This is a genomic window from Azorhizobium doebereinerae UFLA1-100 (assembly GCF_000473085.1).
GTDB classification, from domain to species: Bacteria; Pseudomonadota; Alphaproteobacteria; order Rhizobiales; family Xanthobacteraceae; genus Azorhizobium; species Azorhizobium doebereinerae.
Map to the genome: position 1 here is coordinate 84,591 of NZ_AXBA01000014.1, position 24,658 is coordinate 109,248.

Consider the following 24,658-nt stretch of genomic DNA (forward strand, 5'->3'; position numbering starts at 1 on the left):
TGGCGCGTCCGCTTTCCTTGTGTGCGCCGCGGGCAGGGCCGTGCGGCGTGCCTCGGCAGCATACACCTGTTGCGTGACGGCGTGACGGCGGAGGGATCCGGCGGAACCGGGTGGACCCGGTTCCGCCGGTCGCCCGGATGTCAGGCGATGTCGTGGTCCGCCAGCAGCTCCAGCGCCTTGACCATGGCTGAGTGGTCCAGCTTGGAGCCGCCGCGCGCGGCCACCGCGTTGAACAGCTCCTGCGCGGTGGCGGTATTGGGCAGGGCCACCTTCAGCGCCCGGGCCGAGGACAGCGCGAGGTTCAGGTCCTTCTGGTGCAGCTCGATGCGGAATCCCGGATCGAAATTGCGCTTCACCATGCGCTCGCCATGCACTTCCAGGATGCGCGAGGAGGCAAAGCCGCCCATCAGCGCCTGGCGCACCTTGGCCGGGTCGGCGCCCGCCTTGGAGGCGAACAGCAGCGCCTCGCTCACCGCCTCGATGGTCAGCGCGACGATGATCTGGTTGGCGACCTTGGTGGTCTGGCCGTCGCCATTGCCGCCGACGAGGGTGATGTTCTTGCCCATCTTCTCGAACAGCGGCTTCACCTTCTCGAAGGCGGCCTCCGGGCCGCCGACCATGATGGTGAGGGAGGCGGCCTTGGCGCCCACGTCGCCGCCGGACACCGGGGCGTCCAGATAGTCGCAGCCGAGCGCGTTGATCTTCTCGGCGAACGTCTTCGTCTCCACCGGCGAGATGGAGCTCATGTCCACCACGATCTTGCCGGCCGAGAGGCCCTCGGCCACGCCGCCGGGGCCGAACAGGGCCGCGTCCACGTGCGGCGTGTCCGGCACCATGAGGATGATGACGTCGGCATTCTTCGCCACCTCGGCGGAGGAGGCGACGGCGGTGGCGCCCTTGTCCGTCAGTTCGGCGGGCACCTTGACCACGTCAAAGACGAACAGCGTGTGGCCTGCGGCGATGAGATGGCCGGCCATGGGAGTGCCCATGATGCCGAGCCCGATGAAACCCACGTTCATTGCGCGATGCTCCCGATATGTCGTTGCGTGCCGTCGCCGGATGGGGCGGGCGGCACGGTTCTCATGGAAAATCCCGGATGGCGGTTCCGGGCCGGCCCCGTCGGCGTCCCCCCTCCCGGACCCGGCCTGGGACCTCACCCCTTGTAGGGGGCGAACCAGCCGATGCCCTCGTCGGTGGAAGTCTTCGGCTTGTATTCGGCGCCGATCCAGCCGGTGTAGCCGGCCTCGTCGATGGCCTTGAAGATGAAGGGATAGTTGATCTCGCCGGTGCCAGGCTCGCCGCGGCCGGGATTGTCGGCCAGCTGGATGTGCTTGATGCGGGCGATGTTGGCGCGGATGGTGGGGACGAGATCGCCCTCCATGATCTGCATGTGGTAGATGTCGTACTGGAAGAAGATGTCGTCCGGCCCCACGTCGTCCAGCAGCGCCAGCGTCTGCTTGGTGGTGTTGAGGTAGAAGCCGGGGATGTCGCGGCTGTTGATGGCCTCGACCACCAGCGGGATGCCGGCCTTCTTCATCTCGGCGGCGGCGAACTTCAGGTTCGACGCCAGGGTTTCGTAGACCTTCTCCGCCGGCACGTCCTTGGGGGTGAGGCCGGCGAGGATGTTCACCGTCTTGGTGCCCAGGGCCTTCGCATACTCGATGCCCAGGCCCACGCTGTCCTGGAACTCGCCCACGCGGTCCGGCAGCGTGGCGATGCCGCGTTCGCCCTTGGCCCAGTCTCCGGCCGGCAGGTTGTGCAGCACCTGCGTCAGGCCGTGCTTGTGCAGGCGCTCGGCCAGGTCTTCCTTGGGATAGGCATAGGGGAACAGGTATTCGACGCCCTTGAACCCGGCTTCCGCCGCCTTGGCGAAGCGGTCCAGGAAGTCGATCTCGTTCCAGAGCATGGTCAGATTGGCTGCGAACTTGGGCATTCACCTCTCCGCTGGCTGAGCCTTGGCTGTTGCGGCCTTGCTGTTCGGCCGCTTTCGGTCTTGGTGGAAGGTCTGGGAAGGCGCCTGCCGCCGGCCTTCCGGCCAGCGGCAGCGATATGACGGGAAGAGGGCGTCCTGGTCCGCCTATTCGGCCGGCTCCACGGCGCGGACGGACGCCAGCGGCAGGTCGAGGATCTCCTCGAACTCGTTCACCTTGTCGATCTCCACCCCCATGGCGATGTTGGTCACACGCTCCAGGATGAATTCGATTACCACCGGCACCTGATGCTCGGCCATCAGTTTCTCGGCCGAGGCGAAGGCGTCCTTGAACTCGTTCGGGGTGCGCACGCGGATGGCCTTGCAGCCGAGGCCCTCGGCCACCGCCACATGGTCCACGCCATAGGCGCCGATCTCGTCCGAATTGATGTTGTCGAAGGAGAGCGAGACCTCGAAATCCATCTCGAAGCCGCGCTGCGCCTGGCGGATCAGCCCGAGATAGGAGTTGTTCACCACCACGTGCAGGTACGGCAGCTTGTGCTGGGCGCCCACCGCCAGTTCCTCGATGAGGAACTGGAAGTCGTAATCGCCGGAAAGGGCGACGATCTTCGCATCGGGCCGGGCGGCGCGCACACCGAGCGCCGCCGGCAGCGTCCAGCCGAGCGGGCCGGCCTGGCCGCAATTGATCCAGTTGCGCGGATTGTAGACCTTGAGAAACTGCGCGCCGGCGATCTGCGACAGGCCGATGGTGGTGACGTAGGTGACGTCACGGCCGAGGGCCTCGTTCATCTCCTCATAGACCCGCTGCGGCTTCAGCGGCACGTTGTCGAAATGCGACTTGCGCTGCATGGTCTGCTTGCGGCCGAGGCACTCCTGGGCCCACTTCGACCAGTCCGGCAGCTTGCCGGCGGCCTTCCACTCGCGGGCGACCGCGATGAACAGCTCAAGCGCTGCGCCCGCATCGGAGACGATGCCGAAATCGGGCCCGAAGACGCGGCCGATCTGGGTCGGCTCGATGTCCACATGCACGAAGGTGCGGCCCTTGGTGTAGACCTCCACCGAGCCGGTGTGGCGGTTGGCCCAGCGGTTGCCGATGCCGAACACGAAGTCGGACGCCAGCATGGTCGCGTTGCCGTAGCGGTGCGAGGTCTGCAACCCGCACATGCCGGCCATCAGCGGGTGGTCGTCGGGGATGCTGCCCCAGCCCATCAGGGTGGGGATGACCGGCACGCCGGTCAGTTCGGCGAATTCCACCAGCAGGTCGGAGGCGTTCGCATTGATGATGCCGCCGCCGGAGACGATGAGCGGACGCTCAGTCGCCGCCAGCATGGCGATGGCCTTTTCCGCCTGCGCGCGGGTGGCCTTGGGCTTGTAGACCGGCAGCGCAGCGTAGGTGTCCTCGTCGAACTCGATCTCGGCCATCTGCACGTCGATGGGCAGGTCGATCAGCACCGGGCCGGGGCGGCCCGAGCGCATGACGTGGAACGCCTGCTGGAACACCATGGGCACCAGCGCGGGCTCGCGCACGGTGACCGACCATTTGGTGACCGGCTTGGAGATGGATTCGATGTCCACCGCCTGGAAGTCTTCCTTGTAAAGACGGGCGCGGGGCGCCTGGCCGGTGATGCACAGGATCGGGATCGAATCCGCCTGGGCGGAATAGAGGCCGGTGATCATGTCGGTGCCGGCGGGCCCCGAGGTACCGATGCACACGCCGATGTTGCCGGCCACGGCGCGGGTATAGCCCTCGGCCATGTGCGAGGCGCCCTCCACGTGGCGGGCCAGCACGTGGCGGATCGAGCCGCGCGCCTTCATGGCGGAATAGAATGGATTGATTGCCGCGCCGGGAACACCGAAGGCGCAGGTGATGCCCTCCTTCTCCAGGACGCGAACGGCAGCATCGACGGCACGCATGCGGGCCATGGCGTTTCCTCCACCCTTGAGGGTTACGTTATTGGACTTTCGTATATTGCATACGCCTAGGGGTGCCGCGCTTCTATGGCAAGAAACGGCATCACATTGATGCCTTCGTGGAAATAATCTTGCTGCGATGCGGGATGGTGCGGGGCCGGATCGTCAGCTCCGGAGGTGGCGGGATGGCTCGGGAAAGCGGCGACCGCGGTCCGTCCGGGCCAATTGCGGCCCCGGCCCGCAACGGGGGCGGAAGCTGGTGGAGCAGGCCCGTCCGTTGCGGGCTGAGCGACCCTCGGTCGGAGCGAACATCGCGGCGGGCCGGGGGGCTGAAATCGCGGCAAAGGCACCTGCCGCACGGCCGAAGGCGCTTAGCTTGAGGAGCGCCGCAGACGCGTTCGTTTTTCACCGGAGCGGGAGGCTGGTATGGGCATGGCCATTGTCCTACACCAGCCAAAGGCAAGGCTTCAGGTGCATGGCTGATATGGCGCCGGGCCCCTGAAAAGCGGATCCCGATTGTCGCGCGTTTACATCAAACTGGGGGCTTCATGGACGCCGAGAGCATCAAAGCTGAAATGGCAAAGGTCGAGTGGTTTCACCGGATCGATCTTGGACATGGCATCGTCACCCCGGGCCTTGACCAGTCGGTTGAGAAGGCCGCCCAGTGCGGCCTCCCGGCAAGCTTCGCGGGCAAGAGTGTGATGGATATCGGCGCGTGGAACGGCGCGTTCTCCTTCGAAGCCGAACGGCGCGGCGCATCGCGGGTCTTGGCGACGGATTACTTCTGCTGGAATGGTCCCGGGCCGAACGGCAAGCCGGGCTTCGATCTCGCCAAGCGGGCTCTCGGGTCAAAGGTCGAAGAGAAGGAGATCTCCGTCGAGGAGATCAGCGTCGACACCGTCGGGACGTTCGATGTCGTCCTGTTTCTAGGCGTGTTCTACCACCTCCCCGATCCGATCAGAGTGCTTCCCAATCTCGCGGCGGTCACCAAGGAGACGCTGATCGTCGAGACGCTGCTCGACCTGAATTTCCTGAATGTCCCCGCCATGTCGTATTTTGGCGGCATCGGAGGCGAAAGGGTCACCGCGAAGTTCGCCCCGAATGAGGCGTTCATGGTCAAAGCCCTGAAAGACCTCGGCTTCGGCAGGGTCGATGTCTTCGACACCTTCGGTTACGGGTTGATCGATGGGCGGGCGACCTGCCGTGGGGTGTTCCACGCGCACAAGTGATCGCATGATGCGAAAGCGGCCCCGTCTCCGGGTGGAGACGGGGCCGCTGCATCGATGAGGCCGGCTCAGATCTTGTATTCGTAGAGCAGGCGGGCGCGGATGGTGCCTTCCAGCGCGCGGATGTCGGCCAGCACCGCCTGGGTATCCGCCGCCGAGGCATCGGCATCGAGCACCACATAGCCCATGTCGGCATAGGTCTCGTAATATTGCGCGGCGATGTTGACCGAATGGCGGGCCAGCACCTCGTTCAGCCGCCCGAGCATGCCCGGCACGTTGCGCTGGACCTGGATGAACCGCGTCCCCAAGGGGCGCGCCGGCAACTGTACCTGCGGGAAGTTGACCGCGCCCATGGTCGAGCCGGTGTCGCTATAATCCACCAGTTTGCGTGCCACCTCGGCGCCGATGCGCTCCTGCGCCTCCTCGGTGGAGCCGCCGATGTGCGGGGTCAGGATGACGTTGTCCAGGCCCTGGAGCGGGGAGACGAAGCGCTCGCTGTTGGAGCCGGGCTCCACCGGGAACACGTCCACGGCGGCGCCGCGGAGCTTGCCGGCGCGCAGGGCCTCGGCGAGCGCGTCCAGGTCGACCACGGTGCCGCGGCTGTTGTTGATGAAATAGGCGCCCTGCTTCATGGCAGCGAACTCATCGCGGCCGATCATGCCGTGGGTCGCCGGAGTTTCCGGCACGTGCAGGCTCACCACGTCGCTCTGCGCCAGCAGGTCGTGCAGGTTGGAGGTGGATTCCGTGTTGCCGTGCCGCAGCTTGTCGGTGTGATCGTAGAAGATCACCCGCATGCCCATGGCCTCGGCCAGGTTGGAGAGCTGCGAGCCGATGTTGCCGTAGCCGACGATGCCCAGCGTCTTGCCGCGCACCTCGTGGCTGTCGTTGGCGGACTTGTCCCAGCGCCCCTCATGCGCCGCATGGGAGCGCGCGGGAATGCGGCGCAGCAGCATGACGATCTCGCCGATCACCAGTTCGGCGACGCTGCGGGTGTTGGAGAAGGGGGCGTTGAAGACGGGGATGCCATATCCACGCACCGCATCGATATCCACCTGGTTGGTGCCCACGCTGAAGCAGCCGATGGCGATCAGCCGGTCGGCGGCTTCCAGGACATCGGCGGTGATGTGCGTGCGCGAGCGGATGCCGAGGATGTGCACGCCCTTGATGGCGTCCTTCAGGGCGTCGCCGTCGAGGGCCTTGGGCAGGCGCGTGACGTTGGTGTAGCCGGCATCCGTCATCATCTGCACAGCGCTGTCGTTCACGCCTTCGAGCAGCAGCACCCGGATCTTGTCCTTGGCCAGCGAGAGTTGCGGCGAATGAGAATGGCTGTCCTGCACGATCTCGGCGTCCTTCAGATGGCAAACAACCGCAACCCCCGGGAAACGGGGAGCGGCTGGCACGGCTGGTCCTTCGCCCGCGAAAAGGGGGGATCCGCGGGCGGGCGAGAACTTACCGCTTTTGGTGCCGACGTCTAGCTCGGGCACATTGCCCCAGCCCGAACCCGCAGGCGTCGCCGTCCGCCCGACCCTTCGGAAAGCACGGCTGCGCAACGGTGTCTGCGGGAATGTCCCCTGCGGCGCCCCTCAGAAACGCAGGCTGAAGCTGCCTTTGACCATGTTGTCCTGGGCGCTGCCGGCCAGCGTGCCGTTATAATACAGGCCGAGGGTGGCATTGGCGGTCAGCGCCACGTCGAAGCCCGCTTCCACCAGTGCCGCATCCCGGGCGATGGGGACGCCTGAGATGGCGAACGGCGCTCCGCCGGCGAACGCCAGAAGGGCCTGGGGATCGACGTCGCCGAAGGCGTGCTCCCAGCCGAGCGTGCCCTTGAGCATCGCCGCCATGCCGAATAGCGGGACGGCACCGGACGTATGCAGGCCGAGGGTGGCATAGGTGACCGACTGATCCTGGCCGAGGCCCCGCAGCGCCGCGCTGCCGCCGGTCTCCTGGAAACTGTCGCCGGAGACGTTCACATAGGCGAGCCCTGCGTAGGGTTCGAACGTGCCGGGGCCGGCGGCGAGCCGGTAGCCGATCTCGCCGAACACCTGGCCGGTCTGGGCCGAATAATCCGCCTGCGCCGCCTGGAGCAGGCCGGGAAAGGCGATGGTGCGCTGGCTGGAGATGTCGCTCCAGGTGAAGGCGCCGCCCGCCTTCAGTTTCAGCGCGCCGAAGGTCCCGGCGCCGTAGACCGCCAAGTGGTAATTGTCGCTGGAGCCCGATGACGATAGGGCATCCACTGAAAACGTGCTGGAACTGTAGCCGCCGGCGAAACCGACCCGCCATGCATCGCCCAGGGTGCCGTCATAGCCGACGAACAGGCCGTCCGTATTGCGTTGGAGGGCCGAGGCGTTGCCGTTGCCGGAGGTGTCGCCCCAGGAGCCGAAGGCTTGGGCCCAGAAGGCATTGCCGGTACCGGCCACGCCCGCGATCTGGGCGCCGGGAGCCGCCGCCCCCTCGTCCTGCAGGCGATCGAGAACCGCGTTGCGCAGGAGGCGGCTGTCGTTCATCAGCACGGTGGCCGTGCTGGCGTAGAGTTCGCCGGAGAGCGCATTGAAGGCCAGCCGCGCCCCGGCCACGCTGGTTTGCCCCGCGACCACGCCGTAGAGCGCGTTGGATGCGCCGAGCGCCTCCACCGCCGCAGCGGTGGCGATCTGGTTGGGGGTAGTGCCGGCCGAGAGAAAGCTTGTCTGGTTGCGGGCGACGTCCAGATAGACGTCGGTGGCGTCATAGGCCAGCAGCAGGTCCACAAAGGGCAGGTTCTGGGTCGGCTGCGCGAACGTGCCGGAGACACCGCCGGCAGCGGTGAGGATGGTATAGCGCGTGCCCGGCAGATAGCTGCCCGCCGCCTTCTCCACGCCCACCGCGGCGCCGCCGAGGGTGGCGGTGCCGGAGACGCTGAGAAGGTCGGACCGGCCGGCCGGCGTGATCTCCACCTGATAGGTCGATCCTGCCGCGAATGTCGCATCGCCGGCCACATGCAGCGTGCCGATGGAATTGCCCGGCGTCACGGTGCCGCCGGCCCCGACCGTGAGCGAGCCCACGGTGCCGAAGCCGCCCAGCGTGCCGCCGCTGCCCACGGTGACGGTGCCCCCCAGCACCACGTTGGGCTGGCTGTCGTCGCCTACCACGAGCTTGCCGGAGGTGATGCTGGTGGTGCCGGCGAAGGCCGAGGCATTGCCGGTGAGGGCGATGACGCCGGCGCCGGAGAAGGCGAGGGCGCCGGCGCCGGTGATGGTGCCGCTCTCCGTGGCGTTGCCCGAGGCGAGCGCGAGGGTCACGGTGCCCGAGATCGCCAGCGGGTTGGCGACGTTGATGCCGTCGACGAAGCCCAGCGTCGTCCCGGAAGCGAGCGAGATCAGGCCGGTCCCGGCCGCCCTGGAACTGCCGAGGACCAGCGTGCCGGCCGACACCGTGGTGCCGCCGCCATAGCTGTTGGCGCCGCTCAGCGTGGTGCTGCCGCTGCCCATCTGCACCACCGCGCCGGTGCCGGAGATGGCGCCGGCCAGGGTCAGATTGCTGGACAGGTTGAAGGCCAGCACGCCGTTGTCGGTCACGTTGCCCTGGATCGCGCCGGACGCGCCGCCATTGCCGACCTGCAGCGTGCCGGAGGAGATGACGGTGCCGCCGCTGTAGCTGCTTGTGCCGGTGAGCACCGTGGTGCCCGTGCCCATCTGGCGAACCGCGCCGGTGCCTGAGATGGCGCTGGCGAACTGGACGGTGTCGGAGCGGTTGAACGCCAGGATGCCGTTGTCCAGCACGTCGCCCTGGATGGTGCCGGAGGTGCCGCCATTGCCCAGCTGAAGGGTGCCCGACGCGATAGTGGTGCCGCCGGTGTAGCTGTTGGTGCCGGTGAGGATCTGCGTGCCCGCGCCGTTCACCGCCAGCGCCAGGCTCTGGCCGGCGGCGTTGGTGAGGGTGCCGGCAAAGGTGGCGGTCTCGCCGGAGGCGGGGGCGATGGTGAGGACGGCGCTGCCCGACGCAACGGTGACGGTGCCGGCGCCGGAGAGCGAGCGCACCGTATTGGAATACGACCCGCTGAGTTGCAGCGTGCCGTCGACCGCAAAGCCGGAGCCGGCGGACAGTGCCCCGCTGGAGCCGGCCACCAGCGTCGCGCCCGCCGCGATGGTGGTGGTCCCGGAATAGCTGTTGTTGCCGGCCAGGGTTTCGTTGCCGGCGGCGATGGTCAGCCCGCCGGTGCCGGTCAGGTTGCCGAAGAAGGTGCCGGCGGCGCCGGCCAGGGTGAGCACCTTGTCGCCGAGGGCCACGGCGCCGGTGCCGGAGAGGGTCTGGACGGTCGCGCCGGCACCGGAGATGCCGGAGATGTCGAAGGTGCCGTTGGCGAGGAGGCCGCTCGATGCGGAGATGTCGCCGGCGCCGACCAGCGCCAGCGTGCCCTGAGAGATGGTGGTCAGCCCGGTATAGCCGTTGACGCCGCCCAGTCGCAGCGTGCCGTAGTCGGTCTTGTTGAGGCCGTTGGTGCCGATGAGCGGGGCATCGATCTCCGCCACGGTTGAGGCGCCGGCGAGGCTGCCGTCACCGACCCTGACGATGGCGGTGCCGGAGGGATCGGCGAGCGCGAGCGCGCCTCCCGTCACCACATAGCCCGAGGTCTGGAACTGCATGCCGGTGACCGTCACCTGCCCGGGCGTATTGTCCACGGTGATGGTGCCCGCGCCGCCCTGGAAAATGGCAAATCCGGGCTGGGGCTGCATGGGGCCGGGCAGAGCGCCGGTGGCGTCGGTCCAGTTCTGGCCGGTCGTGCTCCAGGTGCCGGTGCCGCCATAGATGGTGCCGTCCGGGCTGGTGGTGCCGCCGTTCCAGAATTGCAGGGTCACGCCGACCGAGGAGAGCAGGTTCACCTGATGGGCTACGGAGGTCTGCACCTGGAGGTCGGCCAGCGGGACGCCCACGGGTGCCGAGCCGATGGCGAGACCCAGATTGGTGAGGGTTCCGCCATAGTCGAACAGGCGATAGCTGCCCGCCCCGAAGCCACCGGCGTCGGAGACGTTCAGGGTGCCGGCGAGGGTCAGGTCGCCGAGCACGTTGAACAGGGCCGTGGACGAAGGCGTTCCCAGGGCCACGTTCACGTTGGAAGCGGCATCGAGGACCAGCGCGCCCATGGTCAGCGTACCGCCGCTGCTGCCGGAGAGGATGCCGCCGGCGGCCACATTGACCGCGCCGGCGATGGTGCCCTGGCCGCCCAGGGTGGCGCCGGAACTCACGCTGGCCGCGCCGCCGATGGCGCCGTTCACCAGGGCCGTGCCTGCGGTCACGTCGAGGGCGCCGGTGAAGCCGCTGCCAGTGCCGGCGAGGATGAGCGTGCCGCTGCCCGCCTTGGCGAGGGCGCCGGTGCCGGACAGGGGGCCGGTCGCGGTCAGGGTGTGGCTGGCGTCGATGCTGAAGCCGCCGCCCGCGGCGCCCACCGTGATTGTGCGCGCGGTGGAGAGGTTCGCGGTGGCCTGCAAGGTTCCGCCGGAAAAGACGAGGGCGCCCACGGCCGCGCCCAGATTGGCGTCGGAAGAGACGGACAGGGTGCCGGCGGCGAGGGACGTCCCGCCGGAATAGGTGTTGCTCCCGGTCAGGACCGTGGTGCCGGTGCCGATCTGGCTGAGCGTCCCGGTGCCCGAAATGGTGCCGCCGAAGCTGTAGGTGTCGGAACGATTGAAGCTGAGCGCGGCATTGTTCACGATGTCGCCGGCGAGGGCCCCGGTCGTGCCGCCATTGCCGATCTGCAAAGTACCGCCGGAGATCGTCGTGCCGCCGGAATGGCTGTTGGCGCCGGTCAGGATCAGCGTTCCTGTGCCGATCTGCGAAACGGAGCCAGATCCGGTGACGGCACCCGTGAAGGTGGCCGTGTCGCTGCGGTTGAACACCAGGGCTCCGGCGTTGGCCACGGCGCCGGTGAGGGTTCCACTCGTTCCGCCATTGCCGATTTGTAGGGTGCCCTGCGAGAGGGTCGTGCCGCCGGAATAGGTGTTGCCGCCGGTCAGGATGAGCGTGCCCGTGCCGGTCTTCGTCAGGGCGCCGGCGCCGTCGATCACCGCGCCGATGGTCGCGGTGAAGGACTGGGTGTCGAGGGTGCCGCCGCCGGTGCCGAGCGTGACGGTGCGCGTGCTCGCCAGGTCGAAGGCTGCGCCGTATCGCAAGGTTCCGCCATCGAAGGCCAGGCTGCCGGTGCCCGCGCCCAGGCTGGCGGCCGCGGAGACCAGCAGGGTGCCCTGGCTGATGGTCCACGGCGTCACCGCGGCCGTCGTGCCGGTCAGCGTCCATGTGCCCGTGCCGAGCTTCTGGAAGCTGGCGAAGCCGGTATATTGCGTGCCGATGCCGGAGGTGTTGAAGCTGGCGGCGGTGGTTCCTGTCAGAACCAGGGTACCCGTGCCCGCGCCGACCACATTGCCGACGAAGGCATAGCCGGCCTGGAGGCGCAGGATGCTGCTGCCGGTCAGCTGGACCGCGTTCGCGCGGGTCAGGCCGTCGCCCGACAGGCCGCCGGTGATGGTGCCGCTGTTCGTCAGATCGAGATTGTTGCCGCTGACACCGACACCGCCGGCGCCCGGCGTGCCGTCCGGCTGGAGCACGCCCGCCCCGCCGGCGCCCCCGTTGCCCCCGGAGATGCGGCCCGAATTGATGAGGGTGTAAAGGCCCGCCAGGGAGGCATCGACGCCGATGCCGCCGGCACCGCCGTTACCGCCGGTACCAACCTGTGGACTGATGGCTCCGGCGCCCCCGACACCGCCATTGCCGCCCTGGATGGTTCCGGCATTGCCCAGGGAGCCGCCCGCTGCTCCCACGGCGGAAATCAGGACGCCGCTTCCCCCCGTCCCGCCGCTTCCCCCTAAGCCGGTCAAGAGTGCGTCGCCGCCCGCGCCGCCTGCGCCGCCGCGGATGGAAGCACTGCTCGCGTTGGATATGGATTGGGCGGTGCCTCCCAGGAGCACCCCGACCCCGCCGCTTCCACCGATTCCCCCGATCCCGCCCGCGCCGGTCCCCCCCACGCCCATGCCGACGGCATAACCGCCGCCGCCGCCGGTTCCGCCGTCGCCGCCCGTCACCGCGCTGCCGGCCGTATTTATAAAAACTACGCCGGTGCCCAGGAAATAGACGCCGCCGCCCCCGCCACCGCCCGTGCCACCCGTGTTGCCGATGCCCCCGTTGCCGCCGAGGCCGCCCTGGATGCTGCCGAAATTGCTGCCGGAGCTTGCCGTTGCCACGGCTCCATAGCCGCCGGCACCGCCGCCGCCGCCGCTGCCGCTGTTCACCCCGGTGGCGGTGATGTCCTGGTTGCCGCCGTTGCCGCCGGCGCCGCCATTCAGCACGCCACTGTTGGAGAGGGAGGTCGAGACGTTTCCGTTCAGGCCGCCCCCACCGCCGCCGCCGCCAGTCCTGCCGGTTCCGTCGCTGCCGTCGGCGCCGGCCGCGCCTCCCGCTCCCCCGGCGTTGCCGCCGCCCTTGCCGCCGGTTCCACCGCCCGCGCCGCCGCCGCCGCCGCCGGCTCCGCTTTCGGCGAAGTCGGTCGCCCCGACCCCGCCGGACATGCCGGTGTAGCCGGTGCCGCCCGCGCCGCCCGCTCCGCCGTAAGGATTGGCTCCGCCCGCGCCGCCGGTCGTCTGGGCCAGGGCCGAGGTGGAGGACAGCAACCCGGCGAGCAGCAGCAGGAGGGCAGGACGGGGCCGCAGCACCCGGCCCGGGCCATTCGACAGCGGTGAAGCTCCGGCTTGCATGTGCACGCGACCCCCACGTCGCGCCGCCTCCCACGGCCGCGAGCTGACGGAGCCGCGCGGAACCCCGCTGGCCCAGTCGTGTCCGATCGGCGGAAAACGGCGCAAATCCCCACAGGGTGCGGTGCACCCCCACAAGGCGTGTACCAAGCCGGGCGAGGCGGGACTTTGCCCGCCGTCGCAGGCCGGCATGCCGATCGTCTCAGGCGCGGCGACGAGACGCTATGTGGGGCCGGCGGCGAGCATGGTTCCGGTCAGTTGCGCGATCCAGCGGGACGCTTCCGCGTCCGGCTCCGGCAGGGCTTTTCCACTGCCGGGCGGGGCACCGGGCACCCTTTGCTCAGAGAGCCGGCGCGCCTCGCCGGGCGAGAGGCCGAACTGCCGGCGGAAGGCACGGATAAAGGTGGCGTCCGAGCTGAATTGGCATTCCAGCGCGATGTCGATGATCCGCCACGCCCGAAAGGCCGGTGAGATCAGCATGGCGAAGGCCCGGTGCAACCGGCGCTGCTGGATGTAGCCGGCCGGGCTCTGCGGGGCGAGCAGCCGGTAGAGCCCGGTCCGCGACAGGCCGAACTCGCGGCACAGCGACTCGATCCCGAGCGAACCCACGCCGAGATTGGCGTCGATGTGCAGCTTGATGCGGGCGCGCAGGGCGTCCTGCGACAGGCTGTCCTCGGCATGCTCGGTGTCGGGGATGCCGTCGATGGCGCTGGCGACCAGGAGCGCCAGCGACTGGACGACGGCCTGGCTCTCGCCGTGGGTCAGCTCGGCGGCGCACCGCCGCACCGCCAGCATATAGTCCCCGAGCATCCGGCCGTAGGGCGTCTCGCGGGGCAGGATGCGCACCGTGGGGCCGGTCTCGGTGGTCGTCAGCGGGGTCAGCAGCAGGCGCGGCAGCACGAAGCTGACCACATGGGTCGCGCCGTCCTGGGCCTGCATCTCGCGGGTCAGGCTGGGGCGGCTCATGTCGATGATGCAGATGTCGCCGGCCCGTTGGAGGAAGGTCCGGTCGCGCACGACGAATTCGGCGCCGCCGGCGAGATACATCACCACCTGGAAATGGTCGATGCCGCGCGCCACGTGTTGCGCGGTACGATCATAGCGCAGCGCGCTGGTGCGCGATTCCAGAAGGAGCGCGCCGCTGAGATGCAGCGTCGCCGAGGCGACGTGAAAATCGGTCACGTCGCCATAGATGATCACGTCGCAGAGCTCCGCCGTCAGCGCGCGGAATCGTTCGGCGGCAAGCTCAGGCGTGGCGAAATCGGCGCTCCGGAAGCGCAACGGCTCCTGCGGGTCGGCGCGTGGCGGAGCCAGGCTCATGCTGGACGGCGGCTCATGGATCAATCCCCCGGCGGCAAGAGTTAAACCTAAAGCTCCGCTTTGCAACGCCGTTGTGCGAGATCCGGACGCCGCCGGCGCGCGCCTAGCGGCTCGGGCCGAGGGCCTCCAGCATGGTCGATTTCACGGCATCGAACGTGGTCCCGGCGGTGGTCCATGCGCCGTCGATCACCTGCCGTCCGCCATCGATCACGTGCTGTCCCCCGCCGGCCACCATGGACATGGCGCCGTCGAGCGAGACGCCGTGCAGCGGCGCGCGGGTCGCGGACGGCGGCGGGCCGGGCAAAGGCGGCGTCACCACTGGGGATCGGGCGGGTGGTGCCGGAGCGGGAGACCAGGCGGCCAGGATGACCGGGTCGCGGGTATCGCAGGACTTGAGGCAACGGTCGAAGCGCTCCACGCCGGCGGGCAGCGGGGCGGCGTCGGCGGACTTCGCCGGACTCGCGCCGGCGAGGCTCGTGGCGGCGGATCTCGGCCGGGCCTTGGGGCGTGGGGCCGGGGCGTCGGCATCCGCCGCCCGGCGTTCCGAGGGGGCCGGCAGCTCGATCTTGAACAGATCGGATTCCGTGGTGATGCCCGGGATGGGCGCGGCGGCGAGCAGGGGCCGCACGGGTTCCACCTCCACCGGATGCAACTGGGCGAAGGCCATCGCGCCCACGGTGAGGGAAGCGCTCACGCCGGCCCGCAGCCCCATGGTCTTCAGGCGGGCGGAAGGCTTCAGGCGGGCGGACCATCCCCGCATGAAACGCGGCATGTGGTGCATCGTGGTCTCCATCTGCGCATCGAACAGAAATGACGCCGCGGCGTGCGGCTCTCGGGTCCTGGCGTCGGGCACGCCGCCCCGAGCCCGCCCCGCCGCCGAGGCCGGCGACGGGGCGGTTCAGGCTGAGGCAAGGGCGGGGGCGGCAACCTGTACCTCAGTCATGCCGGCGCGAGATGCGCCGTCATTGCCCGTTCCGTGGTCACGCGGTGTGCGGGAGAGCCCGTTGGCCTGCCCCGCGCTTCGTCCGCGTCACCGATTTCGCCGTGACCGTAGCATCGGATTTTTCAAAAAGCAAACCGTCTAGTCGGTTTTTATCAGGCGCAAACCAGACGCGTTCCCGGTGTCGTGATGCGCGGCGGGTCATCTTGCGTATGAGGGGGCGCGCTGGCGGGGCGGCGCGAGGCCCGGGCCGCGGGAGGTTGCCCGAGGCGTCAGCCGACCTCCACCCGGTCGCGGCCGGCGTGCTTGGCGCCGTAGAGCGCCGCGTCGGCCTGCGCGATCGCCTGGTTGATGGCGCGATGGCCGAATGGCGCCGCGAGAATGTGCACGCCGATGCTCACCGTCAGTGGCGCGCGCATCTCCTGGCACGTGGCGATGGAGGCACGGATGCGCTCGGCGATGATCACCGCGCCCTCGGCGTCGGTGCCGGGCAGGACGACGAGGAATTCCTCGCCGCCGAAGCGGCCCACCACGTCGCTGGCGCGCGTCGCCTCGGTGATTTTGCGGGCGATGATGCGCAGGGCCTTGTCGCCTTCCATGTGGCCATGGGCGTCGTTATAGGCCTTGAAATGATCCACGTCGGCCATCAGGAAGGCCAGCGGCTGGCCGGTGGTCTCGGCTTCCTGCTTCAGCGCGTCCAGTTGCTGGCGCAGGGCGCGGCGATTGAGGATGTGCGTCAGCGGATCCACGGAGGCGAGCTGCTTCAGCTTGTCATTGGCCGTCCGCAGTTCCTCCCCCTGCCGTTCGAGCGCCGCGATCAGCGTCTTCTGCGCGTCGATGCCCAGGATCTGCGACACGAAACAGCGCGGCGTGCCGTCGGCTTCGCGCACCAGCGCCACGCTGAGCTGCGCCCAGATGCTGTGCCCATCCTTGTGGATATAGCGCTTCTCCATGCTGTATTGCGCGATCGCGCCGGACAGCACCGCGCCGAGCTGCTCCAGGTCGTTATGCAGGTCGTCCGGATGGGTCACGCTCTGGAAGTCGCGCGCCAGCAATTCCTCCTCCGTATAGCCCACCAGATGGCACAGCGCCCGGTTGACCCGCAGCCACTGGCCCTGGGTGCCCACCAGCGCCATGCCGATGGGAGCGAAATCGAACGCGGTGCGCAGCATGGCATTGGCCTCGCGCCGGGCGCGGTCGGCGATGCGCCGCTCGCGCTCCAGGCGATCGCGCTCCATGATGCCGCCCAGCGTCTGGCCCATCAGGTCCAGGAGGGCGATTTCCGCCGGCGAGAATGGCTGCGCGCGCGGGTCCGGTCCCATCATGGCGATCACGCCGAACAGGCGTCTGCCGAACAGGACGGGCGAGCCGAGATACACTTCGGGACGGTTCAGGCCGTAGAAGGGATGGTCGCGCAGGACCGGGTCGCGGCTCACGTGGTGGGAGGCGAGGTTCTTCCCGCTGACGGCCACCGTCCGGGCGAAGCTGGCGGTGATGGGAAAGCTGTTGCCCACCCGGATGCGATCATCGGTGGCGAAGCCGCAGGCGGCGAGCACGGTGAAGATCCCGTCCTCGACGCGCAGGATGACGCCGTTCTCCAGCTCGAACTGGGCGGCCGCCATGCGCAGGAAATCGGCGAATTGCTGCTCCAGATCGCCGGTACTGTTGGCGATCAGCGCCTGGAAGGCGCGCAGGCGCTGGGCCCAGCGCTCGGCACTCGGGCTGGGTGGGGACATGGTGGTGGCCTGCGGCATTGGGTCTTCCAGCGAAATGACATGCGGCCTCCGCCGGACGTCCGTTGCCGGTCGACCGTTACGCTCCCCCACCGCGCGCCAACATAATTGCTTGCAATCAACCTGCGCGCGTGCGGCGCACTGTCGCAGTGCAGCAGAAAGGGTATCCCCTCGGTTGCGTGCAGGCGAGGGAAATTGTGCAACGTCAGGCTGTTAGCCGGTTACCGGGCGTTGGGCGCCTGGTCCTTCTCACGCAGACGTTCCTGGATGCGGGGCGTTTCCGTTCCGTCGGCCTTGGGGCAGGGGGCGTGGGCGAGCCGGTCGCTCTCCTCCAGTGCCACGCTCTGGCGGGCCATGGCCCAGTGCAGATCGGCCCGCCCCGCGGGCCGGCCTTCCTCCTCCCAGATGCGATGCGCCCGTTCCCGGACGCGGTCATCGATCCGCGTCATGCGCGCCTCTCCCGTTCGGCTGGCTGACATCAACCCGCCGGTTCGCGCGCCGGTTCCCGGCACGGCTGGGCCTTGGGCGTCGACCTCCCTTTGCGGCCGGGAATGGTATAGGAGGCTGAGGCGTACCCGAGGGCCGCCATGACCGACATCGCCACCCGCGTCTACAACCACACTTGGAAGATCGACCCGATCGTCCGCTCGGTGCTGGATACGGATTTCTACAAGCTGCTCATGGGGCAGATGATCTTCCGTCGTCACCCGGCCGTGCAGGTGTCGTTCGGCATCCACAACCGCACCAGCCGCGTGCGCATCGCCGACATCATCGACGAGGGCGCGCTGCGCGAGCAACTGGACCATGTGCGCTCGCTGTCGCTCTCGCGCGGGGAATCCACCTGGCTGCGCGGCAACATGTTCTACGGCAAGCGCCAGATGTTCTCGCCGGACTACGTGGCCTGGCTCGAGCGCTTCCGCTTTCCCGCCTACCATCTGGAGAAGCGGGACGGGCAGTATGAGCTCGTCTTCGAGGGGCCGTGGGTCGAGACCACCATGTGGGAAATCCCCGCCCTCGCCATCATCAACGAACTGCGCTCGCGCGCCGTGCTGAAGGGGCTCGGCAAGTTCGAGCTGCAGATCCTCTATGCCCGCGCCATGACGCGGGTGTGGGAGAAGATCGAGTTCATCAAGAGCCTCGGGCCGGTCAACCTCGCGGACTTCGGCACCCGGCGGCGCCACGGCTTCCTGTGGCAGGACTGGTGCGTGCAGGCGCTGAGCGAGGGCCTCGGGCCGACCTTCCTCGGCACCTCCAACTGCCTCATCGCCATGCGGCGCGAGGTGGAGGCCACCGGCACCAACGCCCATGAGCTGCCCATGGTCTATGCCGCGCTCGCCACCACCGATGCGGACCTGCGGGAGGCGCCCTATCGGGTGCTGGCAGACTGGCAGCAGGAATATGACGGCAACCTGCGCATCATCCTGCCCGACACCTACGGCACCGCCGGCTTCCTCGCCGACGCGCCAGACTGGGTGGCGCAATGGACCGGCATCCGCATCGACAGCAAGGATCCCATCGAGGGCGGCGAGGAAGCCATCGCCTGGTGGCAGGCGCGCGGCCAGGACCCGACGCAGAAGCTCGCCATCTTCTCGGACGGGCTCGATGCAGACGAGGTGGCGCGCATCAACACCCGCTTCCGCGGCCGGATGCGCCTCGGCTTCGGCTGGGGCACGCTGCTGACCAATGATTTCCGCGGCCTGGCCCCGGACGGGGTGCTCGACCCCATCTCCATCGTCTGCAAGGTGATTTCCGCCAACGGCCGGCCGGCGGTGAAGCTGTCCGACAATCCCACCAAGGCCATGGGGCCGCCGGAGGAACTGGAGCGCTACCGCCGGGTGTTCGGCGTCGGCCGGCAGGCGGAGCGGCGCGTCCTGGTGTGATCAGGCGCCGGCGTCGTCGCGCCGGGCCTGCGCGCGCGGCGCGGTCGCGGTGGCGAGGAGGGAATGATAGCGGCGCTGCGCGTCCTGCCGGGAGCCGTCGTCGTTCAGCGCCGCCTCCTGCAACTCGGCCAGCGCCCAGGCGTCGGGGCGGGCGGGCAGCACCACCGTGTCGCCGAGGCCCGCCACCAGATCCATCAGGTCCTTGCCGGTGAGGGCGCCGAGCGCGTAGGCGGCCAGGTGCCGCTGGTAGGCGCGCCGCTCCGGTGCGAGCGCCTCCCAGGATTCCAGCAGGGGATAGCGGTCTTGCGCCGCGACATGGGCCGCGCGGGCCATCCGCTCGATCAGTTGCGACATGATTCCGCCTCGTCACCGGATTTTCTTGGGTCGGGGCCAGGATGGGGCCGGCAGGCTTTCCGTATTCTTGCCGCGGCGAGCCGGAGCGCCGCGACCCTGGCCCGTGGTGAACGATGTCTTAATCCGGCGTGGGCCATGGTGCGCCCCGCCCTAGTTTCGGAGAGCTGCCATGGACCTGCGGACCCTGCCGGCGGTGGTGCTGCTCGTCTGCCTGACGGGCCTGCGCGCCGGTGCGGCGGAAAGCGATCCTCCGCGCCCGCTGGAGGTGCTGCGGAGCGAGATCGACCGCGTGGACCGCGATCTGCTGCGGCTCCTGAACGAGCGCGCGGCCATCGTCGCCGAAGTGGGGCGCGGCAAGGCCGCCGGGAGCAATGCCGCGGTATTCCGGCCGGGCCGGCAGGCGGCGCTGATCCGCAAGCTCGCGGCGGAGCCCGGCTTGCAGCCCCCCGCCACCATCCTGCGCATCTGGACCGCGATCATCGCCGGCTCCATCCTGCAGCAGAAGCCGGATTTCACCATCGCCGTGGTGGATGACGGCGATGCCGCGGTGGTGCTGCTGGCGCAGGATTATTTCGGTGCCCAGCCCTCCCGTGTCGCGGTGGGCTCGCCTGAGGCGGCCCTGTCCGCCCTGGCGGAGCATCGCGCCGACGCGGCGGTGCTGGGCCTTGACGGGGCATGGTGGCAGCGCCTGCCCGAGGGCGTCCAGGTGGTGGCCGCCGCGCCGTTCGCCCGGCGGGAGAAGGACGCGCCCGCCGCCCTCATCCTGGCGCGGCAGGAGATCGACCCATCCGGCGACGACATCACCGTGGCGCGCCTGCCGCTGGACGCGGACCCCACCGGCGCCGTCCTGCTGGGCACCGGCAGCAGCCAGAAATTATGGGCGTTCGCCAAGGGGATGGCGCTGCCGTCGGCGGCGGAGCCCATCGGGCTCTACGCGCGGCCGCTGGTGTTCCCGGCGGCGCCTGACGACAAGAGGTCCGCGCAGCAGTAGGCTGGCGGAAAAACATAGACGGCAAATGCCTGGAGGAAGTGGAATGTCCGTGTCACTGGCCGATTTGAACGTGAAGCTGTTCACCGACGGCGCCGACAAGGCGCAGATCGTCGAGATGGCCAAGCAGCCTCACATCGCCGGCTTCACCACCAATCCGTCTCTGCTGCGCAAGGCGGGCGTCACGGACTACGAGGCTTATGCCCGCGATCTCGTGGCCGCCGTGCCGGACCGGCACATCTCGTTCGAGGTGTTCTCCGACGACCTGCCGGAAATCCGCGCCCAGGCCCGCGTGATCGCCACCTGGGGCGCCCATGTGCACGTGAAGCTGCCCATCACCACCACGAAGAACGAATCCCTGCTGCCCATGGTCCGCGACCTGGTGCAGGACGGAGTGAAGGTGAACCTCACCGCCGTCTTCTCCGAGCGGCAGGTGGAAGAGGGCGTCGCGGCGCTGGCCGGTGGCGCGCCGTCCATCATCTCCGTGTTCGCCGGTCGGCTCGCCGACCTCGGCATCGACTATGTGCCGGCGGTGTCCAAGGCGGTCGCCCTGTCCCGCGCCACCGCCAATGTGGAGGTGATCTGGGCGTCCACCCGCGAGGTGTGGAACGTGATCGAGGCGGACCGCATGGGCGTCCACATCATCACCGCCCCGGCGGACGTGCTGAAGAAACTGCCGGCGCTCGGCACCAAGACGGCGGACGAACTGTCCCTCGATGCGGTCAAGGCGTTCCGCAGCGACGCACTGGCCGCGGGCCTGACCCTGGACCTGACCGGGCGCGCCGCCGCCGAGTGAGGCGGCGCGGCGGCAGGCATTCCCTTACGTCCGCATACGCGTCACGCGTATTGCACACCGACTTGCCGGTGTTACACTCCCCGCAACATGGACACAGGCGCGCGGTGTCCGGCCCAGCCGACGCCGCGCCGCGAGGGGATTGAAATGAGGGACGAGACGCACCGGCCCTCGCCGGTGCCGCCCTGCGGAGAGCGGGCGGTACCGGATGGGGTGCCGACGGATCGCGTCACGACCGATTGCGCGCGCACGGAGCGCGCGACGATCGACTGCGGCGGAGCCAGCCACGCCGAGGCCGGCCAAAGCGGAGCCGGCCCTATCGGAGCCGGCGGCATAGCCACCGAGGGTATCGCCACCGACCGTATCGCCACCGATGCCCGGGCGCGGCCCGGAGCGCCGGAGGTGTGCGCGGATGCGCGCGGCGGCACCGCCGCGTGCGGCGACGGCCTCTATGCCGCGCTCGATCTCGGCACCAACAACTGCCGCCTGCTGGTGGCCCGGCCCACGGCGCGCAATTTCCGCGTCGTGGACGCCTTCTCGCGCATCGTGCGCCTGGGGGAAGGGCTCGGCGCCTCCGGCCGGCTCAGCCCCGCCGCCATGGGCCGCGCCGTGGGCGCGCTTGAGGTCTGCGCCAGCAAGATCAGCGCCAGGGGCATCCGGCGCATGCGGGTGATCGCCACCGAGGCGTGCCGGGCCGCCGCCAATGGCGAGGAGTTCTGCTCCACCGTCGAGGAGCGCACCGGCCTCGTGCTGGAAGTGGTGGACCGGCGCACCGAGGCGGGGCTCGCCGCCGCCGGCTGCGCGCCTTTGGTGGACCCCACCTGCGACGGCGCCATCCTGTTCGACATCGGCGGCGGCTCCACCGAGGTGGTGTGGCTCGGCCGCCGCTCGGCGGGCGACGACGGCCCGCCCCGCGCCCGCATCCGTTCCTGGGCCTCGCTGCCGGTAGGCGTCGTCTCGCTGGCCGAGCGGCACGGCGGGGTGAAGGTCTCCCACGAGTTGTTCGAGGCCATGGTGGGCGAGGTTACCCAGATGCTGGAGGGGGTGCGGCAGAGCTGGGGCCTGCGCCAGCCCGGGCGCATGCACCTGCTCGGCACCTCCGGCACGGTGACGACGGTGGCCGGCATCCATCTCGGCCTCGACCGCTACGACCGCACGCGCGTGGACGGCGCCTGGCTGCATGCGCGCGACATTTCCGAGGTGGTGGACCGCCTCATGGACATGTCGTTCGAGGAGCGGGTGTCCAACCCCTGCATCGGCGCTCAGCGCGCCGACCTCGTCCTGGCGGGGTGCGCCATCATGGAGGCGGTGCGCGAAGCCTTCCCCACCGACCGGCTGCGCGTCGCCGACCGTGGCCTGCGCGAGGGCATGCTGGTGCAGCTCATGCGCGCCGACGGCGTCTGGAAGCGGCATCGCGGCCCATCTTCTTCTGTCTCGGAGCATTGTTCTTGACCTCTTCCCCCCGCGGCCCGGACGCGCGCCCCCTGAAGGTGCGCGTGAAGAACGCGCGCAGCCGCACCAGTTCGTCGCAGAAATGGCTGCAGCGGCAGCTCAACGATCCTTATGTGGCCCGGGCGCGGCGGGAGGGCTGGCGCTCGCGCGCCGCCTTCAAGCTGATCGAGATGGACGAGAAGCTGCACATCCTGCGCCGGGGCATGCGCATCGTCGATCTCGGTGCGGCACCCGGCGGCTGGAGCCAGGTGGCGGCCAAGAAGATCGGCGTGGAGGAGGGGCAGGGCAAGATCGTCGCCATCGATCTGCTGGAGATGGACGCCGTGCACGGCGTCACCTTCGCCCAGATGGACTTCCTCGCCCCCAAGGCGCCGGAACAGCTTCTGGCCATGCTGAACGGGCAGGCGGACCTCGTCATGTCCGACATGGCGGCCAATACCACCGGCCACAAGAAGACCGATCACCTGAAGATCATCGCGTTGGTGGAACTGGCGGCGGACTTCGCCCGCCAGGTGCTGGCGCCGGGCGGCGGCTTCATCGCCAAGGTGTTCCAGGGCGGCACCGAGGGCACGCTGCTGGCCGACCTCAAGCGCGACTACACCACCGTGCGGCATCTGAAGCCGGCGGCGAGCCGGGCGGATTCCGCCGAGCTCTACCTCGTCGCTACCGGCTTCCGCGGCCAGGCCGGCCCGGCCGAGCACAGCGACGACGAGGCTTGAGGCGCCTCACGAGCCGGGATGCACCTCGCCGCGCGGGTCGGGCAGGGTGCTGCCCTTCGGCTTCTGGCCGGACAGCTCCGCCCCCGCGTCGCGCGGCAGGCGCATGAAGCTGAACACCGACAGCGCGCTGACCCCCGCCACGATGAGGAAGGCGGGGGTGAAGTCGGCCAGTTCCAGCACGGTTTCGTGGCGGATGCTGCGCATGGCCTCCAGCACCATGCCGGCCAGCGCCACGCCGAGCGAGATGGACACCTGCTGGGCCACGCTGACGAAGGAGGTGGCGCGGCTCATCTCGTGCTGCGAGACGTCGGCGTAGGAAATGGCGTTGATGGCGGTGAATTCCAGCGAGCGGAAGAAGCCGCCCATCAGCAGCACCCCGACGATGGCCACGTGCGGCGTCTGCGGCGTGAACAGCGCGTTGGCGGCGATGAAGCCGGCGGACAGCACGGAATTGAACACCAGGACGCGCCAGAAGCCGAAGCGCCGCAGGATCGGCGCGGCGGTGGTCTTCATCACCAGCGCCCCGGCGGAGGAGGCGAAGGTCAAAAGGCCCGAGGCGAAGGGCGACAGGCCGAAGGTGAGCTGAAGCATCAGCGGCAGGGCGAACGGCATGGCGCCGACGCCGATGCGGAACAGCGAGCCGCCCACCACGCCGGCGCGGAAGGTGGGGATGCGCAGCAGGGTCAGGTCGAGCACCGCGCGCGGCGTGTGCCGGGCATGGCGCACGTAGAAGATCAGCGCCACGATGCCGACGGCGGTGATGCCCGCCGCCGCCCAATAGGGCACCAGCTTCTGGCCCATCACCGCGAGGCCGAAGACCAGCCCGGACAGGCCGATGCCGGACAGCACGAGGCCGTGCAGGTCCAGCGGCGGCACGTCCTCCTCGCGCACGTTCTCGATGAAGCGCGTGGCCAGCACGATGCCGAGCACGCCGATGGGCACGTTGATGAAGAAGATCAGCCGCCAGTCGAAATAGGTGGTGATGAAGCCGCCCAGCGGCGGGCCCATCACCGGGCCGAGCAGCGCGGGAATGGTGAGCCAGGCGAGCGCCTGAACCAGTTCGGACTTCGGCACGCTGCGCAGGATGACGAGGCGCCCCACCGGCACCATCATCGCCCCGCCCATGCCCTGGATGATGCGGTAGAGCACGAAGTCCAGGAGGCTGGTGGACAGGCCGCACAGGATCGAGCCCAGCGTGAAGATGACGATGGCGGAGCGGAACACGGTGCGCGCGCCGAATCGGTCCGCCGCCCAGCCGGAGGCGGGGATGAACACCGCCAAGCTCAGCAGATAGGAGGTGAGCGCCAGCTTCAGCGCCACCGGATCGTCATGCAGCGAGGCGGCGATGGCGGGGAGCGAGGTGGAGATGACGGTGGAATCCACCTGCTCCATGAACAAGGCGCACGCCACGATGAGCGGAATGAGGACGTGGCGGGGGATTGCGGTCGCGGGCATGCGCGCTCCGGTTCGATGCGACGCGTCGAAAGCCGATCTGGGGGAAGAGAAGGGCCTGCGAGTCCCCATCTAGACCGGGACGGCGGCTTGCTCCAGGGGACGCCCGCCGAATTCGTGCGAATGCTCGTTCGGGCGGTATCCCCGCCGGTCGGCGCGGATCGGTCGCTTGTCGTCACGGCAGGGGCCTTACAGGGCCTTTACGGCGGGTGTCCGCCTTCCCGATGGAGGGTTTATGCCGGTAT

The 24,658-nt window shown here is 69.2% G+C and carries 17 protein-coding genes; 6 read left to right on the top strand and 11 right to left on the bottom strand.

What is annotated here, in order from left to right; genetic code table 11:
* Positions 1-140: 140 nt before the first annotated feature.
* The 3 genes from glxR to gcl all read right to left on the bottom strand — a co-directional run bounded on the left by glxR (position 141) and on the right by gcl (position 3,853).
* On the bottom strand, positions 141-1,061 hold the full coding sequence (glxR, locus tag YU1_RS0112130; protein WP_280790715.1) for a 2-hydroxy-3-oxopropionate reductase: 921 nt from the start codon (positions 1,059-1,061) through the stop codon (positions 141-143).
* A 92-nt stretch (positions 1,062-1,153) separates the two neighbouring features.
* Positions 1,154-1,933 (bottom strand): hydroxypyruvate isomerase, encoded by a 780-nt coding sequence (gene hyi, locus YU1_RS0112135; RefSeq protein WP_029004306.1) that lies wholly within the window; start codon positions 1,931-1,933, stop codon positions 1,154-1,156.
* Positions 1,934-2,077: 144 nt separating this feature from the next.
* A complete protein-coding gene (gcl, locus tag YU1_RS0112140) occupies positions 2,078-3,853 on the bottom strand; it encodes a glyoxylate carboligase (protein WP_029004307.1) in 1,776 nt (591 codons plus the stop codon).
* A gap of 536 nt (positions 3,854-4,389) precedes the next feature.
* On the opposite strand from gcl, the gene YU1_RS29155 reads away from it, so the two are divergent.
* Entirely contained in the window at positions 4,390-5,070 is a 681-nt protein-coding gene (locus YU1_RS29155; protein WP_051356788.1) for a class I SAM-dependent methyltransferase, read from the top strand.
* A gap of 65 nt (positions 5,071-5,135) precedes the next feature.
* On the opposite strand, the gene serA is transcribed toward YU1_RS29155, so the two are convergent.
* From serA to YU1_RS29175, 6 genes are all read right to left on the bottom strand, one after another.
* Complete coding sequence (gene serA / locus YU1_RS0112150) at positions 5,136-6,404, bottom strand: phosphoglycerate dehydrogenase (RefSeq protein ID WP_051356789.1); 1,269 nt, start codon at positions 6,402-6,404, stop codon at positions 5,136-5,138.
* 246 nt (positions 6,405-6,650) lie between these two features.
* Positions 6,651-12,743: an autotransporter domain-containing protein gene (locus YU1_RS34735; RefSeq protein ID WP_029004309.1), complete on the bottom strand. Its 6,093-nt coding sequence runs from the start codon at positions 12,741-12,743 to the stop codon at positions 6,651-6,653.
* 261 nt (positions 12,744-13,004) lie between these two features.
* Positions 13,005-14,102 (bottom strand): helix-turn-helix domain-containing protein, encoded by a 1,098-nt coding sequence (locus YU1_RS0112160; RefSeq protein WP_029004310.1) that lies wholly within the window; start codon positions 14,100-14,102, stop codon positions 13,005-13,007.
* Positions 14,103-14,205: 103 nt separating this feature from the next.
* Positions 14,206-14,874 carry a hypothetical protein gene (locus YU1_RS0112165; RefSeq protein WP_156922090.1) on the bottom strand — a complete coding sequence of 223 codons (669 nt, stop codon included), beginning with the start codon at positions 14,872-14,874 and terminating at the stop codon, positions 14,206-14,208.
* Positions 14,875-15,314: 440 nt separating this feature from the next.
* Complete coding sequence (locus YU1_RS29170; protein WP_051356790.1) at positions 15,315-16,796, bottom strand: sensor domain-containing diguanylate cyclase; 1,482 nt, start codon at positions 16,794-16,796, stop codon at positions 15,315-15,317.
* A 200-nt stretch (positions 16,797-16,996) separates the two neighbouring features.
* Positions 16,997-17,224: a DUF2934 domain-containing protein gene (locus tag YU1_RS29175; protein ID WP_035715124.1), complete on the bottom strand. Its 228-nt coding sequence runs from the start codon at positions 17,222-17,224 to the stop codon at positions 16,997-16,999.
* A gap of 138 nt (positions 17,225-17,362) precedes the next feature.
* On the opposite strand from YU1_RS29175, the gene pncB reads away from it, so the two are divergent.
* Positions 17,363-18,655, top strand: coding sequence for a nicotinate phosphoribosyltransferase (pncB, locus tag YU1_RS0112180; RefSeq protein ID WP_029004312.1), 1,293 nt, complete (start codon positions 17,363-17,365; stop codon positions 18,653-18,655).
* On the opposite strand, the gene YU1_RS0112185 is transcribed toward pncB, so the two are convergent.
* Complete coding sequence (locus tag YU1_RS0112185) at positions 18,656-19,009, bottom strand: hypothetical protein (RefSeq protein WP_029004313.1); 354 nt, start codon at positions 19,007-19,009, stop codon at positions 18,656-18,658.
* Positions 19,010-19,178: 169 nt separating this feature from the next.
* Between YU1_RS0112185 and YU1_RS0112190 the strand changes: the two genes are divergently transcribed.
* From YU1_RS0112190 to YU1_RS0112205, 4 genes are all read left to right on the top strand, one after another.
* The gene (locus YU1_RS0112190) at positions 19,179-20,000 is read left to right on the top strand and encodes a chorismate mutase (RefSeq protein ID WP_029004314.1); all 822 of its coding nucleotides are present in this window, start codon (positions 19,179-19,181) and stop codon (positions 19,998-20,000) included.
* Positions 20,001-20,043: 43 nt separating this feature from the next.
* Positions 20,044-20,793, top strand: a complete 750-nt coding sequence (locus tag YU1_RS0112195) for a transaldolase family protein (RefSeq protein ID WP_029004315.1) — start codon at positions 20,044-20,046, stop codon at positions 20,791-20,793.
* Positions 20,794-21,192: 399 nt separating this feature from the next.
* The gene (locus tag YU1_RS29180; RefSeq protein ID WP_051356806.1) at positions 21,193-22,242 is read left to right on the top strand and encodes a Ppx/GppA phosphatase family protein; all 1,050 of its coding nucleotides are present in this window, start codon (positions 21,193-21,195) and stop codon (positions 22,240-22,242) included.
* On the top strand, positions 22,239-22,961 hold the full coding sequence (locus YU1_RS0112205) for an RlmE family RNA methyltransferase (RefSeq protein ID WP_029004316.1): 723 nt from the start codon (positions 22,239-22,241) through the stop codon (positions 22,959-22,961). Before YU1_RS29180 ends, YU1_RS0112205 begins: the two co-directional genes overlap by 4 nt.
* 6 nt (positions 22,962-22,967) lie before the next feature.
* Here the strand turns inward: YU1_RS0112205 and YU1_RS0112210 are convergent, their stop codons facing one another.
* Positions 22,968-24,416: an MFS transporter gene (locus tag YU1_RS0112210; protein ID WP_035715127.1), complete on the bottom strand. Its 1,449-nt coding sequence runs from the start codon at positions 24,414-24,416 to the stop codon at positions 22,968-22,970.
* Positions 24,417-24,658 lie beyond the last annotated feature (242 nt).